At 70.0% G+C, this 20,994-nt stretch carries 20 protein-coding genes; 10 read left to right on the forward strand and 10 right to left on the reverse strand.

Annotated features, from left to right (window positions below):
• Positions 1–87: 87 nt before the first annotated feature.
• Positions 88–1,173 (forward strand): SUMF1/EgtB/PvdO family nonheme iron enzyme, encoded by a 1,086-nt coding sequence (locus SFY69_12760; protein MDX2132914.1) that lies wholly within the window; start codon positions 88–90, stop codon positions 1,171–1,173.
• Positions 1,174–1,465: 292 nt separating this feature from the next.
• Here the strand turns inward: SFY69_12760 and SFY69_12765 are convergent, their stop codons facing one another.
• Positions 1,466–2,047 carry a response regulator gene (locus SFY69_12765; GenBank protein ID MDX2132915.1) on the reverse strand — a complete coding sequence of 194 codons (582 nt, stop codon included), beginning with the start codon at positions 2,045–2,047 and terminating at the stop codon, positions 1,466–1,468.
• Between the two features lie 385 nt (positions 2,048–2,432).
• On the opposite strand from SFY69_12765, the gene SFY69_12770 reads away from it, so the two are divergent.
• The 6 genes from SFY69_12770 (at position 2,433) to SFY69_12795 (ending at position 7,328) form a co-directional block, all read left to right on the forward strand.
• Positions 2,433–4,667, forward strand: coding sequence for a hypothetical protein (locus SFY69_12770; protein MDX2132916.1), 2,235 nt, complete (start codon positions 2,433–2,435; stop codon positions 4,665–4,667).
• A gap of 362 nt (positions 4,668–5,029) precedes the next feature.
• Positions 5,030–5,461, forward strand: coding sequence for a type II secretion system protein (locus SFY69_12775; protein ID MDX2132917.1), 432 nt, complete (start codon positions 5,030–5,032; stop codon positions 5,459–5,461).
• A gap of 111 nt (positions 5,462–5,572) precedes the next feature.
• Complete coding sequence (locus SFY69_12780; protein ID MDX2132918.1) at positions 5,573–6,013, forward strand: type II secretion system protein; 441 nt, start codon at positions 5,573–5,575, stop codon at positions 6,011–6,013.
• 101 nt (positions 6,014–6,114) lie between these two features.
• Positions 6,115–6,450: a hypothetical protein gene (locus SFY69_12785; GenBank protein MDX2132919.1), complete on the forward strand. Its 336-nt coding sequence runs from the start codon at positions 6,115–6,117 to the stop codon at positions 6,448–6,450.
• 25 nt (positions 6,451–6,475) lie between these two features.
• Entirely contained in the window at positions 6,476–7,099 is a 624-nt protein-coding gene (locus SFY69_12790) for a prepilin-type N-terminal cleavage/methylation domain-containing protein (GenBank protein ID MDX2132920.1), read from the forward strand.
• 13 nt (positions 7,100–7,112) lie between these two features.
• Positions 7,113–7,328 carry a hypothetical protein gene (locus SFY69_12795; GenBank protein MDX2132921.1) on the forward strand — a complete coding sequence of 72 codons (216 nt, stop codon included), beginning with the start codon at positions 7,113–7,115 and terminating at the stop codon, positions 7,326–7,328.
• Here the strand turns inward: SFY69_12795 and SFY69_12800 are convergent.
• The gene (locus tag SFY69_12800) at positions 7,325–7,651 is read right to left on the reverse strand and encodes a MazG nucleotide pyrophosphohydrolase domain-containing protein (protein MDX2132922.1); all 327 of its coding nucleotides are present in this window, start codon (positions 7,649–7,651) and stop codon (positions 7,325–7,327) included. The genes SFY69_12795 and SFY69_12800 overlap by 4 nt on opposite strands.
• A gap of 133 nt (positions 7,652–7,784) precedes the next feature.
• Here SFY69_12800 and rpsL point away from each other — a divergent pair, with 133 nt between their 5' ends.
• The 3 genes from rpsL to SFY69_12815 all read left to right on the forward strand — a co-directional run bounded on the left by rpsL (position 7,785) and on the right by SFY69_12815 (position 9,903).
• Entirely contained in the window at positions 7,785–8,162 is a 378-nt protein-coding gene (gene rpsL, locus SFY69_12805) for a 30S ribosomal protein S12 (protein ID MDX2132923.1), read from the forward strand.
• A gap of 129 nt (positions 8,163–8,291) precedes the next feature.
• Positions 8,292–8,789, forward strand: coding sequence for a 30S ribosomal protein S7 (gene rpsG, locus SFY69_12810; protein MDX2132924.1), 498 nt, complete (start codon positions 8,292–8,294; stop codon positions 8,787–8,789).
• Between the two features lie 94 nt (positions 8,790–8,883).
• Complete coding sequence (locus SFY69_12815) at positions 8,884–9,903, forward strand: ThiF family adenylyltransferase (GenBank protein ID MDX2132925.1); 1,020 nt, start codon at positions 8,884–8,886, stop codon at positions 9,901–9,903.
• A 71-nt stretch (positions 9,904–9,974) separates the two neighbouring features.
• On the opposite strand, the gene SFY69_12820 is transcribed toward SFY69_12815, so the two are convergent.
• From SFY69_12820 to SFY69_12855, 8 genes are all read right to left on the reverse strand, one after another.
• Positions 9,975–11,048, reverse strand: coding sequence for a dockerin type I domain-containing protein (locus SFY69_12820; protein MDX2132926.1), 1,074 nt, complete (start codon positions 11,046–11,048; stop codon positions 9,975–9,977).
• 44 nt (positions 11,049–11,092) lie between these two features.
• Positions 11,093–12,937 carry a CvpA family protein gene (locus SFY69_12825; GenBank protein MDX2132927.1) on the reverse strand — a complete coding sequence of 615 codons (1,845 nt, stop codon included), beginning with the start codon at positions 12,935–12,937 and terminating at the stop codon, positions 11,093–11,095.
• Positions 12,938–13,015: 78 nt separating this feature from the next.
• Positions 13,016–14,803, reverse strand: coding sequence for an ATPase, T2SS/T4P/T4SS family (locus SFY69_12830; GenBank protein MDX2132928.1), 1,788 nt, complete (start codon positions 14,801–14,803; stop codon positions 13,016–13,018).
• A 222-nt stretch (positions 14,804–15,025) separates the two neighbouring features.
• Entirely contained in the window at positions 15,026–16,417 is a 1,392-nt protein-coding gene (locus tag SFY69_12835) for a M12 family metallo-peptidase (GenBank protein MDX2132929.1), read from the reverse strand.
• 188 nt (positions 16,418–16,605) lie between these two features.
• The gene (locus SFY69_12840; protein ID MDX2132930.1) at positions 16,606–17,763 is read right to left on the reverse strand and encodes a PilT/PilU family type 4a pilus ATPase; all 1,158 of its coding nucleotides are present in this window, start codon (positions 17,761–17,763) and stop codon (positions 16,606–16,608) included.
• A gap of 247 nt (positions 17,764–18,010) precedes the next feature.
• Positions 18,011–18,598: a hypothetical protein gene (locus tag SFY69_12845; protein ID MDX2132931.1), complete on the reverse strand. Its 588-nt coding sequence runs from the start codon at positions 18,596–18,598 to the stop codon at positions 18,011–18,013.
• A gap of 18 nt (positions 18,599–18,616) precedes the next feature.
• Entirely contained in the window at positions 18,617–20,080 is a 1,464-nt protein-coding gene (locus SFY69_12850) for an alpha/beta hydrolase-fold protein (protein MDX2132932.1), read from the reverse strand.
• Positions 20,081–20,119: 39 nt separating this feature from the next.
• Positions 20,120–20,755: a superoxide dismutase gene (locus SFY69_12855; GenBank protein MDX2132933.1), complete on the reverse strand. Its 636-nt coding sequence runs from the start codon at positions 20,753–20,755 to the stop codon at positions 20,120–20,122.
• Positions 20,756–20,994: the final 239 nt, after the last annotated feature.

The following is a 20,994-nucleotide window of genomic DNA, read 5'->3' on the forward strand; positions in this document are numbered from 1 at the left end:
CCGATGTCGGTGGCACATAGGCCGCGTTCCCCTTGCCGCGCCCGCAGATCGTGTCACACTCGGAGTGTCCCCCCGGGAGGTCTGCCGATGACGCTGCGCGCGACGTGCTGGATTTCGGTCTTTGGTCGGGTTCTCGCGGCGCTGTGCGCTGCCCCTGCCGCGGCCCAGCCCGACCCCTCGGGCATCGAGTTCGTCACCATCGGCTCGCCAGGCAACCCGGCGTACAACGGCCCCGACCCGTTCGGCCACGTTACAGGACGCGGCTCGGTCGGCTACGAGTACCGCATCGCCAAGGGCGAGCTCACCACCGCGCAGTGGGTCGCGTTCATCAACACCTTCAAAGCGCGGCCCGACCCCGTGCCGAACTCGATCCTCCCGCTGCCCGTGGTCTGGGGCGCGGTCGTCGACACCTCGTACACAGGCCCGGGAACCAGGTACCGAGTCGCGAACGCGCCCGACGCGGGCAACCGCCCGGTCTACGGCATCGAGTGGCGCACCGCCGCCCGCTTCGCCAACTGGATGCACAACAACATGTCCACGTCCGTGGCGGCACTGGCCGACGGCGCGTACGACACCAGCACCTTCGGCGACAACCCGGACGGCACGTTCACCGATCAGCTCACGCGCCACCCGGACGCGCGCTATTGGATCCCGACGCTGGACGAGTGGATGAAGGCCGCGCACTGGGACCCGGCCAATCCTAACAACGGCGGCTGGTGGCAGTACAGCAACGCAAGCGACACGCCGTACCAGTACGGCCCGCCGGCCGGCTGGCCGGGCGGCAGCGAAAGTAATACGGCCAACGCGGGGTTCTCGCTGCCGAACTTCGCGCAGTACGACATCCCGCTCCTCACCTACCCCGGCGTGCAGTCCCCCTGGGGGCTCACCGACGTCGCGGGCGGGGCGAGGGAGTGGACGGAGAGTGTCCTGCAGATTCCACAGGTGGGATGGTTTCGATACGCTGACGGCTCGGCTGCGGGTGGTACCCTTGCCGCAGCCAGTGAATCCGACCGCATGTACGGAATTTCCGCAGGTTCGCCGGGCAGCAATATTGAGTTTTCATCAATTAGGATTGCCGCAGTCGTGCCGAGCTCCGGCGTTCTGACGACTGCAATTGTATCTATACTCCTGTTGCACAGACGGTTACGCACTGCGAATACTCGCGCGAAGTAAGTTATCCACAATTTTTCTGCGACCCGAATTGCCCTTGCACGCAAGTTCCGATTTCTGCATTCTCTGCGTGTTGGCAATCTCGCCAACTACGCGGAGGGAACTCGTCATGCGAACTCGCATCGGAGCCGGCAGGTGGCACCGATCTGCCATACATAATAGTAACATGATCGCGTTCGCGGGTTGAGATACCGTGCCACTGACTTCCGTCTTCGGAAGTCAGTGATCTTGGTGTTCTCAGAATCGTCGTGTTCCACGCGTCGACATCGGGAAGCCCGATGTCGGCGGCATGCGTTCACGCCACCAGGTTCGTCGCGGCCTCGATCGCCTCGACCACCTGGCGGACTTGGAAGGGCTTCTTGAGGAACCCGTCGAAGCCGCTGGAGCGGAGCGACTGGCTCTGCCCGTCGGTGAGGCGTCCGCTCATGGCGACGATCTTGGTGAACTGCAGGTGCTCGTTGCGCCGGACGTTGTCGGCGAAGGCCTTGGCGTCGCTGTCCGAGCCGAGGTGGAGGTCGAGGAGCAGGACGTGGGGCTTGAACTTCTCGCACTCCATGCCGGCGGCGAAGGCGGAGGTGGCGGTGTGGATGTCGTAGCTGGTCTGGTCGGTGAGGATCTTCTCAAGGGTGTCGACGACCTCTCGCTCGCCGTCGACGATGAGGACGCGGGTGCGTCCGGAGTTGACTCCCTCCAGCGGGATGCCGTGGGCGCGCATGAACTTCATGAGCTCGCCCGAGGGGATACGCCGATCGCGTGAGCCCGGGATGCGGTAGCCCTTGAGCGCGCCCGAGTCGAACCACTTGGACACCGTCCGGGGCGCGACGTTGCAGATCTTCGCGACCTCGCCGGTGGTCAGGACTTCCTTGTCGAACGGCATGTCTCACCTCTCGGAACGCATGGGGGGTGGGCCGAAGCATGGTCCCCGGTCGCCCAGGCCAGGGGGCCACTCGCGACTGAGGGATCGGCGTCTCCGCCCGGGTGGTTCAGCCGTGCGGGCGATGACGCGCGTAGTTCGCGTTACGGGACCGGGCGCGGGGCGTTGTTCGGACGCGGGGCCTGTTCGGGCAGGCGGGCGGAGCCGGCGCGCGAAGGACGGGCCCGGGGAGGGCGGAGCGGTTCGGGGGCGCCCGGTTGACGCCCCCCGCCCCGCCCCGGTACAGTGTTCGCTGCACTACAACGGGCGGTGTCCGTCAGGGCGGAGAGGCCCGGCGGGTGTTCGTCCGGCGCAACGGTCGCGGCACGCGTGACCGAGGAGTCGTTCTGTGAAGCACGCCGAAGGTCTCCGTGCCCGCGCGGGCGGGCTGGTCCGTAGTCATTATCGGGTCGCGATTCTGTCGCTGCTCCTCGCCGCCGGCGTTGCGCACGCGCAGCCGGGCGGGCAGGCGGCGTCGGGCGCCGAGGCCCGCGCGCAGGAGGCGGATCGTCAGCGTCTGCTGGCGGACTTCATCCACTATGTGCGGATCCAGCGGTACGACCTGGCGGAGGCGATGGCCCGCCAGATCCTGGACCTGAACCTCGACGATCGGGCGTTCGTCGACTTCGTCGAGCGCAGCGAGGACCCGTCGCGGGCCGAGGACGCGTGGCAGCGGGCGATCCGCGTGCAGCAGTTGCAGGACGTCGCCGCCCGGATGATGCAGGCGTACCAGAGCGGGCGCGTGGCCCGGGCGCGCGACCCGCAGGAGATCGAGACGAGCATCAAGGACCTGACGGACAGCACGCTGCGCGGGAAGCTGCTGGCGCGTCAGCGCCTGCTGGCGGCGGGGGAGTACGCCATGCCGCAGTTGCTGGCGGCGTTGCTGAGCCGCGAGAACCCCGCGCGCCGGGCCGAGGTGCGCCAGGTGATGATCGAGCTGGGTCGTCAGGCGATCATGCCGCTGAGCGCGGTGCTGCCCGAACTGCCCCCGGTGCACCAGGAGCAGATCGCGGACGTGCTGGGGGTGATCCCGTGGCGCAGCAGCCTGCCGGTGCTGGCGGACGTGGCGTCGACCACGCAGTCCGAGCCGGTGCGGAGCGCGTGCAACCGCGCGATCGAGCGCCTGGGCGGGACGAACGGGCTGAGCGTCGCGCAGCTCTACACCGAGTTGGGCGAGGCCTACTACGACGAGAAGCCCGAGACCGTGAGCTTCCCCGGCGAGTCGCACCAGCTGCTGTGGTCGTTCGACGGCGAGGGCGGGCTGGCGATGACCGCGATCGTGACGCCCGTGTACCACGAGGCCGTCGCGATGCGCCTGGCCGAGCGGGCCATGCGCCTGGAGGCGGACCCCGGCTCGGCGGACACGCTGGCGCTGTGGGTGGCGGCGAACTTCTCGCGCGAGATCGACTCGCCCGAGGGGTACGTGAACCCGGCGTACGCCACGAGCGGCACGAACGCGCGGCGCGGGGCCGAGTACTACGGCGTGGCGGGCGGCGCTGACGTCGCGACGCGCGTGCTGGCCCGGGCGATCGACGATCGTGATACCCCGCTGGCGCGCCGGGCGCTGGCGGCGGTGGAACGCACGGCCGGCGGAAAGTCGGCGGGCGCCGGCCTCGCCGGGCGCACCCCGCTCATCGAGGCGCTGACGTACCCCAACCGCCGCGTGCAGTACGAGGCGGCGCTGGCCATCGGCGCCAGCCAGCCCGACGCGGTCTTCGCGGGCTCGGATCGGGTGGTGCCGGTGCTGGCTTCCACGGTGCGCGAGGCGGCGGTGCGGCACGCCGCGGTGATCGCGCAGGACGCCGAGTCGTACCAGAATGTCCGGCGCGTGCTCGAGCGCCTCGGCTATTCCGTCATGCCCCAGGGGCGGTCGCTGGCCGATCTCGAGGCGCCGATCGCCGAGGCCCCGGCCGTGGACATGGTGGTGAGCGTCGGGCTCAACGCCGAGCGGTTCCCGCAGTTGGTCGAGGCGGTGAAGGGCACGACGAAGCTGGCAGCGACGCCCGTGCTGGGCATCACCGGCGCGGACGCCTACAGCGCCCTGCGGAACCGGTACGACGTGAACTCGGGCGTGGCGGTCCGCGTGAGCGGGCGGGGCGATGACGCGGTCGCCGCGGCGATCACGGAACTCGCGAACATCAGCACCGGCGGCCCGATCACCGACGAGGAAGCCCGGGCGTATCGGGCCCGGAGCCTTGGCGTGCTGCGCGACCTGGCGGTCTCGAACAACCCGGTGCTGAACGTCGCGGACGCGGCGTTGCCGCTCGTCGGCGCGCTCGCCGACGGGGGCGAGTCGCGCCTCGACGTCGCCGAGATCCTCTCGCGCATCGGGCAGGAGCGCTGCCAGCGCGCGCTCGCGGACGCGGCGCTCGACGCCTCCGGGTCCGAGCGGGTCGCCCTGCTCGAGAAGACCTCGCAGTCGGCGCGCCAGTTCGGTAACCTGCTCGAGCAGCGTCATCTGACGCGCATCCTCGAGGTGGCATCGTCGGGCGCCGAGGACGAGGCGGTCGCCGCGGCGGCCCTGCTCGGGTCGCTGGGCGTCTCGAACACGCAGATCCGCCCGCTGATCCTCGGCGGGCGCTAGCCGCCACCCTTTATCGGAACACCGACACGCCGCACCATCCACCCGCCCCGCGTTCTCGCGGGGCGGTGTTCGTTGCGCGCGGTGCGCTGCGGGCGAAGCGCTGCTGATAACCGGCGTCCTTCCGTGGCGAACGTCCGGATGGCGTCCGGAAGAGCCGTGCCGCCCGCGCAGACGTGCGCTCGCGCGGTCGGCGCGAGCGCTCGCGGTGCGCTCCGGCGCCGGCCAATCCGATGCTTGATCCCGTCACCACCGCCAGGAACCGGGGTGGCGGCGTGGGACGCTCGGAGAGCGGGCCTGTGTCAGGTGAGCCGGCGCAACGTCGCTCCGGCGGTCACGGTTGTTCCGGCAAGGAGTGTGTGCGCATGCGCAAGCGGACGAAGAAGGCCTTTACGCTCGTGGAAATCCTGATCGTGGTCGTGATCCTCGGCATCCTGGCGGCGATCGTGGTGCCCCAGTTCACCAACGCGACCGAGGACGCCCAGCAGGGCAACCTGCGCGCTCAGATCAAGAGCCTGCAGAACCAGATCGAGCTCTACAAGGCTCGCACGAACGCCTACCCCGATCTCGTGGCCAACGGCTGGGACCAGCTCATCGACCCGAACGGCGACGGCGACCTCAGCGACGGGTACATCAAGCAGGCCCCGCGCAACCCCGCCGCGCCGAACGGCTTCCAGACGACCCTCAGCGCGACCGCCACGGCGAACGCCGGCTGGCACTACGACATCACCAACGGCGAGCTCGGCGCCACGTACTACGACGAAGTCAACGACGTCATCACCCCCGGCACGCCGTAACACCCGGGACGTTGTCTCTGCTTGATCATCGCCCCCGCCGCCGAGAGGCGGCGCGGGCGCTTCGACGGTCGGCGCGCGGAAGGTGGTCTCGCGTGCCCTGGGGAGGATCCGATGCTCGCTGTCATTCGTCGCCGACGCGCCTTCACGCTCGTCGAGATCCTCATCGTGGTCGTGATCCTGGGCATCCTCGCGGCGATCGTCGTGCCGCAGTTCGCGAACGCCACCGGGCAGGCCCAGGAAACCAGCACGAAGGAACAGCTCAACCGGATCCGCAAGGCGCTGGCGATCTACTACGTGCGTGCCGGCAACGTGTACCCGTCCATCACCGCGGGCAACGGGACGTGGGGCGAACTGCTCACGACCACCCCGCCCTACTTCGCCCAGCCGCCCGCGAACATGTGGGTGGGCGGGGCCAACGCCCGGACCATCATCATCCGCAACTCCGCCGACACGGCCTTCCAGACGACCTACGGCTGGATCTGGGACCCCACGAGCGGGCAGGTCTGGGCCGGCGGGTACGACGCGAGCGACGCCGCCTTCCCCCGCCCCTGATCCGTCACCCGGGGTTCTCGGACACTCCTTTCCGCGCGTGCGACTATTCACGCCCCGCCCGACCGCCGATGTACCAGCCGTCCCCATTGCGGAGGAATCACATGACCACGCGGCAGGCGGCTTCCGGCGGCGCTCGGACCTACACCAACATCATGCTCACGCTGATCGTCGTGCTGCTGGGCGCGATCACGCTGGGGCGGGGCCCGTCCGACCTCGTCGCCGACGCGCACGCGCAGCCGGGGGCGGCCTCGGCGTTGCCCCCGGAAGAAGCGACCGGGCTCACCAACGCCGCCGAGCAGCGCAAGATCATGATCGCCGAACTGCGCGGCATATCCGCGCGTCTGGACCGGCTGGACGCGGCGATGTCGCGCGTGCTGAACGTGAAGGTCGTCGAGATGCCCCCCGTGCGCGTGCAGGAATCGGGCGAGAAGCCCTGACCGGCGTGGGAGGAGAGGAGTCGCGATGTTCGCCCGTCCACGCCCTGGCTACACGCTCGTCGAGGTGCTGGTGGTCGTGACCGTGCTGGGCATCGCGGGGGCGCTCATCGTCCCCTCGTTCGCCTCGACGGACGTGCTGCGCGTGCAGGGCGCCGTCCGCACCGTCATCTCGGACATCACCGTCGCGCAGTCGGACGCCATCGCCTTCCAGCGTGAACGCGCGATGGTCTTCCACTCGTCCACGACCGACCAGCGCTACACCATCGTGGACGTCGTCGGCTCGACCATCGACGAAGACCTCAACCGCATCGACGAACGGCGCATCAACATCGACACCTTCGGCATGGCCGAGTTCTCGGAGATCAACCTCCCGGGCAACACGCTCGTCTTCGACACCCTCGGCGGGCCCGTCACCGGCGCCGGCACGGGCGTTCCCGCCGACGAGGGCTGGGTCGACATCACCGGCTCGCGCCAGACGTTCCGCATCCGTATCGAGGCCTACACCGGGCGCGTCACCGTGCAACTCATCGCCGAAGGCGGCAGCGGCGGCGGTGGTGCGGGCGGCGGTGGTGGCGGTGGTGGTGGCGGTGGTGGTGGCGGTGGTGGTGGCGGCGGCGCTGGCAACGAGACGGCCGGCGAGGGCGGCTAAGCCGGAGGCATCCATGAAGTTCGCCCGACGCCGTCAGACGATCCTGCTCTCCGTGATGCTCATGGGCGGCTTCGCGCTGCTCATCTGGCTCAAGCTCCGCGTCGTGACCGGCGTGCCGCGAACCGCGTACGCCGACCCCACCGAGAAGCGCGCCCATCCCGAGCCGACCCCGGCACCCAACGCGTCCGGGCCGGAGCGGGCGACGGCGCCCCGCGCACCCCGCGATTAGTGCTTCACGCCCTCGACGCCCGCCTGCGTGTACTTGCGCAGGGCGTGCTCCAGGTCGACGCCGTTCACGTTCGCCAGCGTGGTGAGCCAGGCGATGACATCGGCGAACTCCTCGTCGAGGTTGGCCCGCTGGGCGGGGGTGGGGGTGCGCCCGGGGGCGTTGTCTTGCAGGGCGGTCGCCAGCTCGCCGACTTCCTCGATGAACCACATGAACGTGCCGGGCGTGCCGCGGGCCGAGTCCGTGGGGTAGTAGCGGTCGCGGATGAGGCTCTGGAAGGCGCGGAACGAGAGCGGGGGGGTCTCGGGGGTCGTGCTGGGGGTCATGGCGGAGGATAGGGGCCGGCGGGACGGCGCCGGGCGCTCGGCGCACTTGCCCCGCGTCGGGCGAGGTCTACACTTCCCTCCCGTGTCCGGGCGTTCCCGGGACGGGTCCCTTTGCCCGCGGAACGAACTGCGCATGCCGACGATCAACCAACTGGTCCGAAACCCCCGCCGCCCCCTGCCGCGCAAGTCGAAGGTCAAGGACCTGACGGGCAGCCCCTCGCGGCGCGGGGTGTGCCTCATCGTGCGCACGACCACGCCCAAGAAGCCCAACTCGGCGCTGCGCAAGATCGCCCGCGTCCGCCTCTCGAACGGGCGTGAAGTGACGGCGTACATCGGCGGCGAAGGGCACAACCTGCAGGAGCACTCGATCGTCCTCGTCCGCGGCGGACGCGTGCGCGACCTCCCGGGCGTGCGCTACCACATCGTTCGCGGCACGCTCGACTGCCTGGGCGTCGAAGGACGCAAGCAGGGCCGGTCGAAGTACGGCGCGAAGCGCTCCAAGAAGTCCTGAGTCTTTCCCCGCGTCGCGGGCGGCACCGTCGCCGCCCGGCGCATAGCACCGGCAGTAACCCTTCGGGCCTTGACCGGGCCCGATGGGTGAACGACACGCGGCGACGCCGCGCCAGCCGAAGGAGTTCCCATGGGTCGCAAGCGTTTCACCGCCGCCGAAGAACAGCTCCGCCCGGACCCCCGGTTCGGAGATCGCACGCTGTCCCGCTTCGTGAACTGCGTGATGCAGGACGGCAAGAAGTCCGTGGCGCAGCGCGTGGTGTACGACGCGTTCGAGATCATCCAGGGACGCCTGGCCAAGGAAACCGACCCGAACGCGCCGAAGGAGGCCATCGAGGTCTTCCACCGCGCGATCGACAACGTGAAGCCCTTCGTCGAGGTGCGCAGCAAGCGCATCGGCGGCGCCAACTACCAGGTGCCGATGCAGGTGAGCCGCACGCGTCAGCAGTCGCTCGCGTTCCGCTGGCTGCTCGAGGCGGTGCGCAGCGAGCGCGGGCGTCCGATCTCGCAGCGCCTCGCCGACGAGCTCTACGGCGCCGCCCGGGGCGAGGGCAAGGCGATGGCCACCCGCGACCAGACCCACCGCATGGCCGAGGCCAACCGCGCGTTCGCCCACTTCGCGAACTGACGGACCCAAGCGCCGTTCTGCGGCTTATTCACGCTCGACTCTCGACCCCCGCCTCCGGCGGGGGTTTTTTCATGGCCGCCCCTACCGTTGCCGCGTGACCGACCGCTACGCACGCCAGCGGATTCTCCCCGAGTTCGGCGACGCCGGGCAGGAGCGGCTGCTCGGCGCCCACGCCGCGGTGGTGGGGGTGGGCGCGCTCGGCTGCACCGCGGCCGATCTGCTCGCGCGGGCCGGGGTCGGCACGGTCACGCTCATCGACCGCGATCTCGTCGAGCGAGGCAACCTGCACCGCCAGACGCTCTTCACCGAGCGCGACGCGTCCGAAGGGCTGCCCAAGGCGATCGCCGCCGAGCGGCGCCTGCGCGAGGTGAACGCCGAGGTGCGCGTGCGGGCCGTGGTGGGGGATGTGACGCCCGCGAACGCGGCGGAACTGCTGCTCGCCCCGACGCGGCCGGGCGTGGTGCTCGACTGCACCGACAACTTCGAGACGCGGTACCTGCTGAACGACCTGTGCGTGCGAGAGGGGATCGCGCTGTGCTACGCGGGCGTCATCGGCACGGGGGCGCGCGTGGCGACGTTCGCGCCCGGCGGCGCGTGCCTGCGATGCGTCTTTGGCCCGGCGCCGGCCCCGGGCTCGCAGCCCACGTGCGAGACGGCGGGCGTGCTCGGCCCGGCCGCGGCGGTCGCGGGCGCGATGCAGGCGGGCGACGCGATCCGCGTGCTGGCCGGTGCGGTGCCGCCACCCCCGCTCGTGCGGAGCCTCGACGTGTGGACGGGCGAGGTGCGCACCATGCGCCTGCCCGAGCGTGATCCCGAGTGCGAGACGTGCGTGCACGGGCGGTTCGAGTTCCTCGACAGCGCCGTCGCGGACGACGCGGTGCTCTGCGGCCAGGACAGCGTGCAGATCTCACCCCGCAGCGCGGGACGTATCGACCTCGCCGCGATCGCACGCCGTCTTTCGCCCCTGGGCGAGGTGCGGGCGACGCCGTTCATGGTGCGTGCGAGGATCGAGGGCGTCGAGTTCACGCTGTTCGAGGATGCGCGGGCGATCGTGCGGGGTACGCGCGACGCGGCCAAGGCCCGGGCGACATACGCGAAGTACATCGGCGCGTGAGGGGAATCGGCTTCCCGTTCTCGTTCTCGTTCGCCGTCCCGAACTCCGCCCCAGTGCCCAGTGCCGTTCGTTTACGGGCAGGGCTGGCCGCCGACGACCTGCTGGAGCGCCTCGACGTCGCCCTGATCGACGTTGCCGTCGCCGGTGAAGTCGGCATCTGCGCCGGGGGCGAGGCAGGCGGGGGTGCCCGAGATGGCCTGCACGAGGCACTCGATGTCGTCCTGATCGACGTTGCCGTCGCCGTTCATGTCCGGGTCGCACGAGATGACCCGCGCGCAGAACCAGACCTGCGCGTTCAGGCGTTCGCCCACGCCGTAGTACCCCGAAAGGTCGTGCGCGAACGTGACGGCCTCGCCCTGGCGCTCTCCTACGAGCACGGGCGCGGGCGTGCCGGCGATGCTCATCGCCTGGCCCACGGTCTGCCCGGGAGACCTCGACCACACCAGAGCGGACGTCAGGTTCTTGGCGATGATCAACGAGCCGTCGGGCGCGATGTCGGCGGCGGTCGCGAGGTTCAGCGGGAACGTCGCGACGAGCGACATCGTGACGGTGGCGCCGTTCACGAGCGCGGCGGCCTCGCCCCGGTACACCCGCGTGGTGCCCGACTGCTTCGTAAAGACGAACAGATCGCCCGTTGCCGGGTCGATCGCGAGCCCCTCGGCGTTCTTGGCCCCGTCCGGGTACAGCAGCGTGATGGACTCGCGCCCGACCGCGTCCTGCGTGGTAGGGGCCGTCCACTGCGAGAGCGAGACGGCGGGCTCGACGAACCGGTGCACGGCGATGCTGGGGCGGAAGGCGAGGTTGTCGCCGATGTCGCCGACGTAGACGTACCACGCGCCGCCGGGCGCCGGGCCCATGCACATGTCCTCGAAGTCGAGCGCGAGCACGCCCGGCAGGTTGTACGTCGCGAGGAGGCGGCCCATCGTGTCGATCGCGAAGACCCGGGCCGAGTCGCCCGAGTCGTTGTGCGTCCAGAGCACGCCGGGGTTGCGCTGCGAGGCGCCCAGGCCCGAGGCCTCGGTGATCTGGTCGGAGTTGAGCGAGCCGACGACGACGGCGGGGTCGAAGGCCGGCTGTGACCAGGCGTGGGTAGACGCCAGGCCGCCGAGGGCGAGCGCAGCGATCACGTGCTTCCGGATTCGCATCGCTCCTCCTCCTTGAACGGGGACTCAAGCCTGGCCGGAACCGATCAGCGGTTTTCCTGGCGCTGGTTCAGTTTGAAGGGCGGGTTGTACTCGTAGATGACCTTGTTGCCCTTCGCGAAGAACCGCACCTCGCGCCCCAGGCTGACGCGGAAGAGCAGGACCATCCGCTGGGCCGGGCGGCTGCGCGAGAGCGAGGGCAACTGCGACATCGACCGGATCGGATCGCCGGGCTCGAACTTCATCCGCAGTTCGGTCTCGTCGGTGTAGACGTACCCGATCGGCTGGTACTTCTCGCCCTGCGTGTCGACGAGCACCGGGGGCAGGATGTTCTCGGCCGCGGTGATGGCCCCGCCCAATATGCTCGTGCGGCTGCTCGGGCTCACCTCGACCTGCACCAGGACTGTCGTGGCATCGGCCGGGAAGTTCTCGACCTTCAAGGGCTTCTCGGTGAGAGTCGTCGGCATCTCCTTCAGGATGATGCGCGCCTCCCCGCCCACGATCAGGTTCTTGTTGTTGTCTTCGTTCAGTTCCAGCCCGCCGTGCTGCCCCTTCTGGATGAGCAGGTTCCACGGCAGGCGCAGCGAGGCGGACACGCCCTCGGGCAGGCGGCCTTCCTGGTACGCCCGCCCGTCGCCCACCGCGACGACCGCGCTGGTGTCGAGCCCGGCGATCTGCTGCCCTTGCGAGGGGGCGGGCGTTGTCGATCCGCTGCTCGCCGTGGTCTGCGTTACTTCCGCCAGGTCGCCCAGGCCCAGCGAGCCCAGCCCCGCGTCGCGGTCGGTCGGGCCGCTGAAGGTGAACCGGGCCTGCGCCAGCGGGCCCGAATCGACCCGAACGCGGATGCCCTTGGCGAAGAGCGCGACGGGCTCGTAGCCCGGCGGGCAGGGGAACTCGAACGCGAAGAGCGACTCGGACGCGCCGCCGACGGACGCGATGAACACGTCCGCGCCGTCGAAGCGGAAGCGGGCGGCCCCGGGCGTGCGCGGGTCGGCCGAGGCGGACACCGCGAACGGGAACACCATCATGTGCTCGCCGGTCGCGTTGCGCAGCAGGAGCGAGACCTGGGCGTTGCCGACGGCGGTCTGGCCGTCCTTCTCCTTGGAGCCGGCCTGGAAGCTGACGACGTACCCCTCGACGTGCGTGCCCGCGGGGTACGGGTTGCCGCTGGGGTCGGTCACGCTCTGGGGCGTGGTGTTCCAGCGATCGGAGAGGAGGGAGGAGAAGTTGGACCCGCCCTTGCCGACGGTGAAGCGGGCCTTGACCTCGAAATCGCCCTCGCGGAAGGTGTTGCGGCCGCTGCCCTCGAAGGGCGACATGCGCGCGGCGTTGCCGATCTCATGGGCCGTGGGGCGCCACTGCGCCATGGGCTGGGGCGTGCGGAACGCCGTCTCGGAGAGGTGCGAGTAGAAGGCGACGGTCATGGCGTCGAACGGCACCCAGAGCCCGCCCTCGCGGATCACGTTGCCCGAGGGGTCGGACGCGAACGAGCGGTTGCCGAGCATGTCGTACCGCAGATTCGACGATGCGATCACGAAGACGCCCGCCGAGATGACGCCCGACGCCAGGCCGAGCAGCCCGCCCCCGGCCATGTTGAGCGCGCCGGGCACGTCGACGTTCGCGCGGATGATCTTGTCGAGGATGAACCGCGTCAGCGCGAGCGTGACGGCGAAGGGGATCGCCAGGCCCAGCGCCCACGCCGAGCCGGCGATGAAGCCCGTGGCGCTGCCCATGCCGAGGAAGAACTGCGCCAGCGGCTCCCACACCCCGAAGGCGACCGCCCCGGCGATGATGACGCTCAGGAAGTGAATGAGCGCCGAGAAGAACCCGCGCGTCATCCACAGGTACGCGATCAGCAGGACAATCCCGACGCTGAGAAGACTGATGACCATACGTCTTGTTCCCCGGCACACCGACCCGACCGACCCCGTCCCAAGCACCCGCCCGTTCCGACTCCCGCGAATCGCCCGCTATGACTTCGCCGGCGCCGCCGGCACGCGCGGGCCGCCCGTCGCGGGCGGCGGGGGCTTGGGCGCCGGCGCGCTCGCTTCGTCCGCCATGGCCCGCGTGATTTCCTCGACGCTGGTGATCCCGTCGAGCGCCTTGCGGAGCGCGGCCTGCTGGGCCGTCGGCAGGTTGCGCTTGCGCATCTCCATCCGAAGGCCGTTCCAGTCCTGCGCCTTGATGAGCGCCCGCTCGCCCTCGCCGATGGGGAAGATCTCGAAGGCGCCCTCGAGCCCGATGTACCCGACCCCGGCGCACGCGGGGCAGACCTCGGGCTTGTTCTTCACCAGCACCTGCCCGCCCTTCTTGAACAACTGCTTCACCTTGTCCGCGGGCAGTCCGAGCTTCTTGAGCATGTCGGCCGACGGGGTGTAGGGCACCCGGCAGTTCTGGCACAGCTTTCGCACGAGGCGCTGCGCGATCACGCCCCGCAGCGTCTTCGACGCCGCCTCCGGGTCGCCCACGGCCTTGACGTACGTCTGCACGCCCGCCAGGGCGTTGTCCGCCTTGAACGCGAGGTAGACGCGGCAGCGCTCGGCGTCGACCTTCGCGGCCTCCTTCGCCGTCGCGGCGTCGGGCATCTCCGCCACGCCCACCACGTCCGGATCACGACGCAGGATCGAGCGGACGGTCGTGGCGAAATCCGGCCCGTCGGCCGCCGGCTCGAACTTGTTCTGGCGGATGCCCTCGAGCGTGTCCTGCAGCTCGATCTCCAGCGTCTGCACGTTCCGCGTGTAGGCGTCGTGCATCTTCAGCACCGAGTACAGCGTGGTCGTGCGCCCCGAGTCCGGCGGGCTCGTGATCAGCACCAGCCCCTGCGCCTGCTCGACCAGTTCCTTGAGCGCCGCCACCTGCGGCTCGAGCAGCCCCAGCGCCTCCACCTTGCGCCGCACCTGGCCCTCGGGGTCGAGCACCAGCGTCGTGCGCAGCCCGGCCTGCGCGCCGATCGACGACACGCGGACCTTCAGTTTCTGCATCCCGCGCTCGACCATCACGTCGGCCATCTGCTTCTTGCGACGGTCGTTCACGTCGAACTTGGCGGCGGTGCGCCAGAAGTCCATGATCTTGACCGCCTCGGCGCCCGGCAGCACGCCCGGCGGCGGCGGCGGCGGGCCGTCCTTCGTCTGCGGCGCCTCGATCAGCACCGCGGGCGTGCGGACCGCGTCGACCAGCAGGGAGGCGGCGTACGCGTTGTCCTTGCCGCCCCCGGGCACGAAGTCCACCTGCGACGCGCGGGCGTCGATCGCGCGGATCAGCGCGGTCTCGGCCAGCACGCGCGTGTCGAACTCGGGCGTGCCGGCCTGCGGCGCCGACACCAGCTGCTTGTCGGGCCCCTTGATGACCAGCTCGACGCGACCGGCCAGCTTCTTCTTCGCGGCTTCCTCGCGGGCCGCCGACCACTTCGAGAAGTCGATCGTCAGCCGGTGCTGCTCGGGAACTCGATCGTCCTTGTTCGTGATCAGCGCGAACGCCACGACATCGGCGATGAGGATGAGCACCATGCTGCCCCAGCCGATCCAGAAGGCGGCCTCGCTCTTCATCGGGATGCTGATGGCCACGATCACCGCCACCAGACCGGCGATCACGTGCGTCGCGCCCCACTGCTGGCGCGGGAGGATGAACCGGGCGGCGTGCTTGTCGAGCACCTTCGACACCACGATCGCCCAGGGAATGAAGGGGATCAGCAGCAGGAAGGGCTTCCACGGCGAGACGAGCGTGTAGGCCTCGGCGAGACTCAGCAGCGGCACGGACATCGGCGGTTCCTGTCGGCGCGGGTGGCGCCGGGGTGAAGTCGGCACATCGGTGGGCCCCGCTCCGCCGACGCCGCTCGCGCCCGTCGGAGCGTTACCGATCCCCCGCGCGTGCGGATGCGACCGGTTCCGAGAGGACCCCCCCGGAGAATGCGTGAAAGTCTACCAGATCCGACGCCCCCGGACCAATCGCCGGGGGTTCGGACTTCCTCGTCGCCGCCCGACTTAGGGGCAGAACGCGCCCGCTACGAGCTGCGTCAACTGGGCAACGTCGTCCTGGTCCACGTTCCCGTCCCGGGTGTAGTCCGGATCGCCCCCGCCCGAGCAGGACGGGTCGCCGGCCACCGCCTGCACCAGGCAGAGAATGTCGTCCTGGTCCACGTTCCCGTCGTCGTTGTAGTCCGGCGAGAGCGCCCCGCCGGTGCGGAACGCGGCGATCACGGGCGCCGTGTTCGTGATCCCCAACGCGTTGTACGTCTCATCGGCCTGCCCCAGCGGGTTGCCCAACACGTACCCGTTGAACGAGATGTTCGGGTTCGAGAACCGCCCGATGCGCGTCCCGGGCGAGTAGGCGAGGATCGTCCGGTACACCGCGTCGGGCGTGCGGTACCCGTACGCGTACGAGTACGCCGCATTCCCGGCGTTGTCCCGGTCGTGCGCGCACCCCATGTTGTGCCCGAGTTCGTGCGCGAACGTGTACCCGCCGATGCAGTCCTTGTCCGTCACCGAGAAGGCGCTGCTCTGGAAGCCCGGCCCCACGTTCGTCATGATGTACGCGATGCCGCACGCGTTGAAGTTGTTCACCAGCAGCGCGCACATGTCGGCGCCCACCGCGTCGCGGATGCAGTGCACGCGGTCCATGATCCCGTCGGTCGTGCTCCGCCAGCGCCCCAGGTCGGTGCTCGCGCTCCCCGATTCCACGTAGTCGATCACGCCCGTGTACGCGAGTTCGAGCTGCACGTCCGCCTGGCTCGCGATGTACGCCGCGTTCGCCTGGCTCAGCGCGAACGCCACGCGGCTCTCGATCGCCGCGTCCCCGCCCTCGTCGTCGCGCGCCAGGGGCGTGTACATGACCAGCACGCGGATCACCGGCGTCCCGCGCTCCTCGTACCCGCCCGGGCCCTGATGGCCGCCCGGCGCGGGCCCGCCCCCCACCTCGTGCTCGCGCCCGCACCCGCAGGGCTTCCAGCCGGCGTCGTCCAGTTCACGCACCACGTACCCGCCCGTGCTGGTGTGGCGCACCTCGAACGAGCCGGCCGTCGTCGAACGCACTTCCATGGTCGCGACGCCCCGCCCGGCGATGATCAGGAACGTCCCGTCGGGGTCGCCCGACAGATGCCCGTGGATCTCGCGAAAGCCGTGCGCGTCGCGCGCCGAGCGCACCGTGCCGGTGAGCGTCGTGCCGGGGAAGAGATCGAACCGGACCTGGTCGCCCACGGCCAGGCGGGCCGCTCCCGTCACGTCGACCCCGATCGAGCGTTCACGACGCGCGGGCGTGTCCTGCGTTCGCGCGTGCCCGACGACGGCCTTGTACAGCAGCCCCACGGGCTCGGCGCCCGCCGTCGCCAGCGCCAGCATCGTCCCGGCCACGCACCCGATCATGCGACCACTGTTCATGCCTGCCTCCATCCGCGATCCCGCGCGGCCCGACCCCCGGCGATAGCGTGAAGCATCGCACATTCCCGTGGTTTCGGCAAGAGTGGCGTACGTGACACGTGCCGCCGTTGGGCGACGGTGTGACGCCGCCGCCCGGGCTGGTCGGTGCGCGGCAAGTTCGTCCGATAGCGCGAGGCGTGGCCGTGTGCTCAGCCGAGCTTCTTGAGGCGCATCATCAGTTCGTCGGCGTTGGGGGTTGCCTCCATCGCCGTGCGGACGTGGATGTACTCCTGCTCGACCAGTTCCACCAGGCTCTGGTTGAAGTCCTTCATGCCCGTCTGTCGCGCTTCGACGCTCTTGAGGTACTCGCGGAGTTCGCCCTCGCGCGCCTCGAGGATGTGCTTGCGCACGACGGTGTTGTTGATGAGGATCTCGAGCCCCGGGATGCGGGCGATCTCCGGGCGCAGCGTGGGGAGCAGCTTCTGGTACACGAACGCGCGCATCTGGTACCCCAGGATGCGGCGCACGCCCTCGACCTCCTCCTGCTCGAACAGGCCGTAGATGCGGCTGAAGGTCTGCGTCGTGCTGCTGGCGTGGATGGTGCCGTAGACCAGGTGCCCGGTCTCGGCGGCGTGGAGGGCGGCCTCGAAGGTCTCGTTGTCGCGCATCTCGCCGACGAGCACGATGTCGGGGTTCTCTCGCACGAGTGCCCGCAGCGCGATCTTGAAGTCGAGGCAGTCGATGCCGATCTCGCGCTGGTTGATCGTCGCCTTCTTGTCCGTGAAGATGTACTCGATCGGGTCCTCGATCGTCACGATGTGCACGGGCTTGCGCTCGTTCACGTAGTCGAGCATCGCGGCGATGGTCGTGGACTTGCCCGAGCCGGTCACGCCGCTGAGCAGCACGATGCCCTGGGGCTGCATCGCGATCTCGCTCATGATGGGCGGGAGGTACAGGTCCTCGAACTTGCGGATCTTGCTGGTGATGAGGCGGGCCGCGACGCTGAGGCGTCCGCGCGCCTGGAACAGGTTCACGCGGAAGCGGTTGTGGTCGTCGTAGTCGTACGCGAAGTCGACCGAGCCGAACTTGTGCAGGTCGTCGACCTGCTCCTGGCTCAGGATCGCCTGCGCGATGCCCCAGAACTCCTCGGTCGACACCGGCTCGGTGTCCATGGCCTTCAGCGCGCCGCGCATCCGCACCTTCGGCTGCTGGTCCGACTTCATGATGAGGTCGGAGGCCTCGAACTTGATGCACGCCTGCAGGAACTTGCCCCAGCGCGTCGCGTGCGGATCGCTCTTCTTCTTCCGCCCCATCTGGATGTGCCCGACATCCCGGGCGGACGTCTGAATCTCGGCTTCAACGCTCATCGGTGCGACGCCCCCGCTCTGCGGCGCCGGGCCCGCTCCGCGTGGCCCCGGTGCCAAGCCTGTTGAAACGACCGTGTCGGTCTGCGACAAGCGTAACCTCCCGCCGGGGCGTCCGCGAGGGACGACCCGACTTTCCGCGACCTGATCCCAACGCCGTCCGCCCTTCGCCGCGCCCGGGGGCCTGCGGTTCCCCCGCGCGCGATCCGGGCGGCATCCACGGTACGCACCCGCCCCCGGCGCGGTTGCCTCACCGGGCGCCCGCGCGCCACGCCTCGCGCGGACGCTTGCGCGCAAAGTCCGTCGGCACGCCCCGCTGCTCGAACGGGACCAGATCGCGCGGCGTCAGCCCGATGTCCAGCAGCACCCACTTCTTCCCGCACTCCGGGCACCGCACGAACTGCTTCGCCGGGTCGGGTTCGGCCCCGATCGTCTGCACCGGGACGCCGGTCAGGCTCTGCCCGCACTTGCGGCACGAACTCCGCTCCAGCGTCCGCTTCAGCGCCAGCCACATCCCCGCGTCGCGCGACAGCGCCCACGCCAGCCCCGCCCCGCCCACCCCGGTCACGACCAGGAACACGATCATCCACTCCGCGGTGCGGGGAAGGGGCACCCATTTCATCAGGCCCGGCGCGTACGCCGCCGTGCCGGGCCATGACAGCAGCCCGATCAGCGTCGGCCACCCCACCACGAACGCCAGCCCGATAACCATCGGCCAGCGCACCGTGAGCCACGGCCAGTTGATCCGCGCGTCCATCATCATCCGGGCGCATTCGGCGTCCGACAGCCCGTCGAACTGCTCGAACATGCGGTACGGCTTGAGTGTCGGCAGTCGCACGAACGCCCCCGCGCGCGGCTACTTCGTCGAATCGAGCGGCGGGGGGAACAGGAACGACAGCGCCATCGGCAGGCGTGCGGCCCAGGCGCTCTCCGTGTGTGTCGCGCCCGGCGCCACGATCAGCAGCCGCCGATCGGGCCCAAGCCCCGCCCTCTTGAATCGCGCGTCCAGGTCTTCCACCGCCTGGACGTACGCCCGGTTGCGGTCCGCGGACGCCGGCGCGTCGCCCGTCTCCGCCGTGCCCACGCCGAGGAACACCCGTCGCGGCGGCGCGACCGACTCGGCCCAGGCGCGCATGACGCCGGGCGCGCCGAGGACCAGCGAGGGGCTTTCGGCGAGCACCAGGCCGAACCGATCCGGATGCTTGCTGGCGGCGTGCAGCGCGATCACCGCGCCCAAGGACGATCCCCCGATCCCCGTCTCGTCGGCTCCCGGCTTCACCCGGAACGTCCGTTCAACCAGGGGGAGCACCTCACGCACCAACCATTCGACATGCTCGTCGCCCCGCGCGGGCGTCCCGGCGTCCAACGCCGCTACGGGCAGGTACTCCGAGACGCGCTGCGCACCCGCGTGCGGCACGCCGACGATGATGACCGGGCGCATCCGCCCGAGCCGGATCAACTCGTCCGCGGTCTCGTCCGCGTGCCACTCGTCCGGGGCCGACGCCGGCTTCTCGAAGAGATTCTGCCCGTCGTGCAGGTAGAGCACCGGGTACTTCACCGCCGCGTTCCGCGGATCGTCGTAGCCCGGGGGAAGCCAGACCAGCAGCTCGCGCGTGCCGGACGCCACCCCGCCGGCGAGCGGCAGTCGGCGGACCGTGCCCTTGACGCGCACCGGCTCCTCCGGCGCGCTCGCCGCCGCGCCGGGCTTCTGATCGCCCCACGCCGGCACGCGGAAGTCGAAGGTCGGGCGCTCGCCGGGCGCGAGCTTGGACGCGTCGATCTTCGGAAGCGTGCGGTTCGCGGGTGGTGTGAGGCCCTCGGTCAGCTCCTCCAGTGCCCACGAGCCGCGCGTGAACTTGAACTCGATGGGTTTCTGGTCGGCAAGAGCCGGGACCACGATCCGCCAGCGGCCGTCGCTCTGCGCCTGCAACTTCCACTTCGCGTCTCCGGGATTCCACGCGTTCATGGTTCCGGCCAGGAACACCGGCGACGATTCGGTCGCGCGCTTCGATACGTCCTCGACGATCAGGACGAACCCCTGCGGCAGCGTCTCGGGGTGCACCAGATCGGGCTCGGATGCCGGCGCAGCCGCGTCGGCCTCACGCCCTTCGCGCGTGCCGTGGTTCGCGGGGTTCCCCGCGAGCAGCTCGCCCGCGGCGTTCACGCCCCCGGTGTCTCCCGCGCCCGCGCCCTTGGGCGGGAAGAGGTCGCGCTGCTCGTCGCGGCTGTCGAGCGACACCGCGATGGCGTAGCACAGCAACGCGACAACCAGCACGGGCAGCGCGAGCCAGACGACGAGGGCGATTTGTTTGCGTTTCATGGATTCTCCCCGCGTCGGGGGCGAACCCCGATCGTGCCGCTACTTTGCCCGCGCGAACCGCTCGCTCACCGCGTTCCAGTTCACGACGTTCCACCACGCGGCGACGTAGTCCGCCCGGCGGTTCTGGTACTTCAGGTAGTACGCATGCTCCCAGACGTCCAGCCCGAGAATCGGCGTGCCTTCGCACCCGGCCACGCTTTTTCCCATCAGCGGGTTGTCCTGGTTGGGCGTCGAGCAGATAGCGAGGCGTCGGGAGGGGTCGACCACGAGCCAGGCCCAGCCGCTGCCGAAGCGTCCGGTGCAGGCGGCGGCGAACTTCTCCTTGAAGGCGTCGAACGAGCCGAAGGCGTCGGAGATGGCCGCGGCGAGATCGCCCGTGGGGGCCCCGCCGCCGCCCTTTCCGGCCGGGGCCATGATCTCCCAGAACATGGCGTGGTTGACGTGTCCGCCGACGTTGTTCCGGGCCGCCCCGCGCTTGTCCTCGGGAACCCGGGACAGATCGCGGATGACGTCGACCGGGTCGGCGTCGGCGAGGGGCGTTCCTTCGAGGGCCTTAGCGCCGTTGGTGACATACGCCGCATGGTGCTTGCCGTGGTGCACGGTCATGGTGGCGGCGTCGATGTGGGGCTCCAGGGCATCCGTGGGGTACGGCAGGTTGGGCAAGGTGATCGGCATGGCGTGTTTCCTCAGGGAAGGCCCTATAGGCTGGCCCCCGCGGCGAAAAGGTGAACTGCGACTTGGCTGGAACGGAGACTTCTGGTACAGTCGGAGTCCGGGGCGCGGAGCCCGGCGTGGGGTACGGTACTGGTTGATGGTTTGTCGTTCAACCGCCGGATGGATCCGGTGCCGTGGTCGTATCGCCTTTCATTTCCTTTAGATTCGTTCTAGACAATGAAACTGCGACGGCTTGGGAG

Source organism: Planctomycetota bacterium (assembly GCA_033763975.1).
In the GTDB taxonomy this organism is placed as follows: domain Bacteria; phylum Planctomycetota; class Phycisphaerae; order Phycisphaerales; family UBA1924; genus RI-211.

Coding starts and splice junctions, on each gene's coding strand:
- SFY69_12760 (MDX2132914.1), top strand. CDS start 88: ATGACGCTGCGCGCGACGTGCTGGATTTCGGTCTTTGGTCGGGTTCTC.
- SFY69_12765 (MDX2132915.1), bottom strand. CDS start 2,047: ATGCCGTTCGACAAGGAAGTCCTGACCACCGGCGAGGTCGCGAAGATC.
- SFY69_12775 (MDX2132917.1), top strand. CDS start 5,030: ATGCGCAAGCGGACGAAGAAGGCCTTTACGCTCGTGGAAATCCTGATC.
- SFY69_12780 (MDX2132918.1), top strand. CDS start 5,573: ATGCTCGCTGTCATTCGTCGCCGACGCGCCTTCACGCTCGTCGAGATC.
- SFY69_12785 (MDX2132919.1), top strand. CDS start 6,115: ATGACCACGCGGCAGGCGGCTTCCGGCGGCGCTCGGACCTACACCAAC.
- SFY69_12790 (MDX2132920.1), top strand. CDS start 6,476: ATGTTCGCCCGTCCACGCCCTGGCTACACGCTCGTCGAGGTGCTGGTG.
- SFY69_12795 (MDX2132921.1), top strand. CDS start 7,113: ATGAAGTTCGCCCGACGCCGTCAGACGATCCTGCTCTCCGTGATGCTC.
- SFY69_12800 (MDX2132922.1), bottom strand. CDS start 7,651: ATGACCCCCAGCACGACCCCCGAGACCCCCCCGCTCTCGTTCCGCGCC.
- rpsL (MDX2132923.1), top strand. CDS start 7,785: ATGCCGACGATCAACCAACTGGTCCGAAACCCCCGCCGCCCCCTGCCG.
- rpsG (MDX2132924.1), top strand. CDS start 8,292: ATGGGTCGCAAGCGTTTCACCGCCGCCGAAGAACAGCTCCGCCCGGAC.
- SFY69_12820 (MDX2132926.1), bottom strand. CDS start 11,048: ATGCGAATCCGGAAGCACGTGATCGCTGCGCTCGCCCTCGGCGGCCTG.
- SFY69_12825 (MDX2132927.1), bottom strand. CDS start 12,937: ATGGTCATCAGTCTTCTCAGCGTCGGGATTGTCCTGCTGATCGCGTAC.
- SFY69_12830 (MDX2132928.1), bottom strand. CDS start 14,803: ATGTCCGTGCCGCTGCTGAGTCTCGCCGAGGCCTACACGCTCGTCTCG.
- SFY69_12835 (MDX2132929.1), bottom strand. CDS start 16,417: ATGAACAGTGGTCGCATGATCGGGTGCGTGGCCGGGACGATGCTGGCG.
- SFY69_12840 (MDX2132930.1), bottom strand. CDS start 17,763: ATGAGCGTTGAAGCCGAGATTCAGACGTCCGCCCGGGATGTCGGGCAC.
- SFY69_12850 (MDX2132932.1), bottom strand. CDS start 20,080: ATGAAACGCAAACAAATCGCCCTCGTCGTCTGGCTCGCGCTGCCCGTG.
- SFY69_12855 (MDX2132933.1), bottom strand. CDS start 20,755: ATGCCGATCACCTTGCCCAACCTGCCGTACCCCACGGATGCCCTGGAG.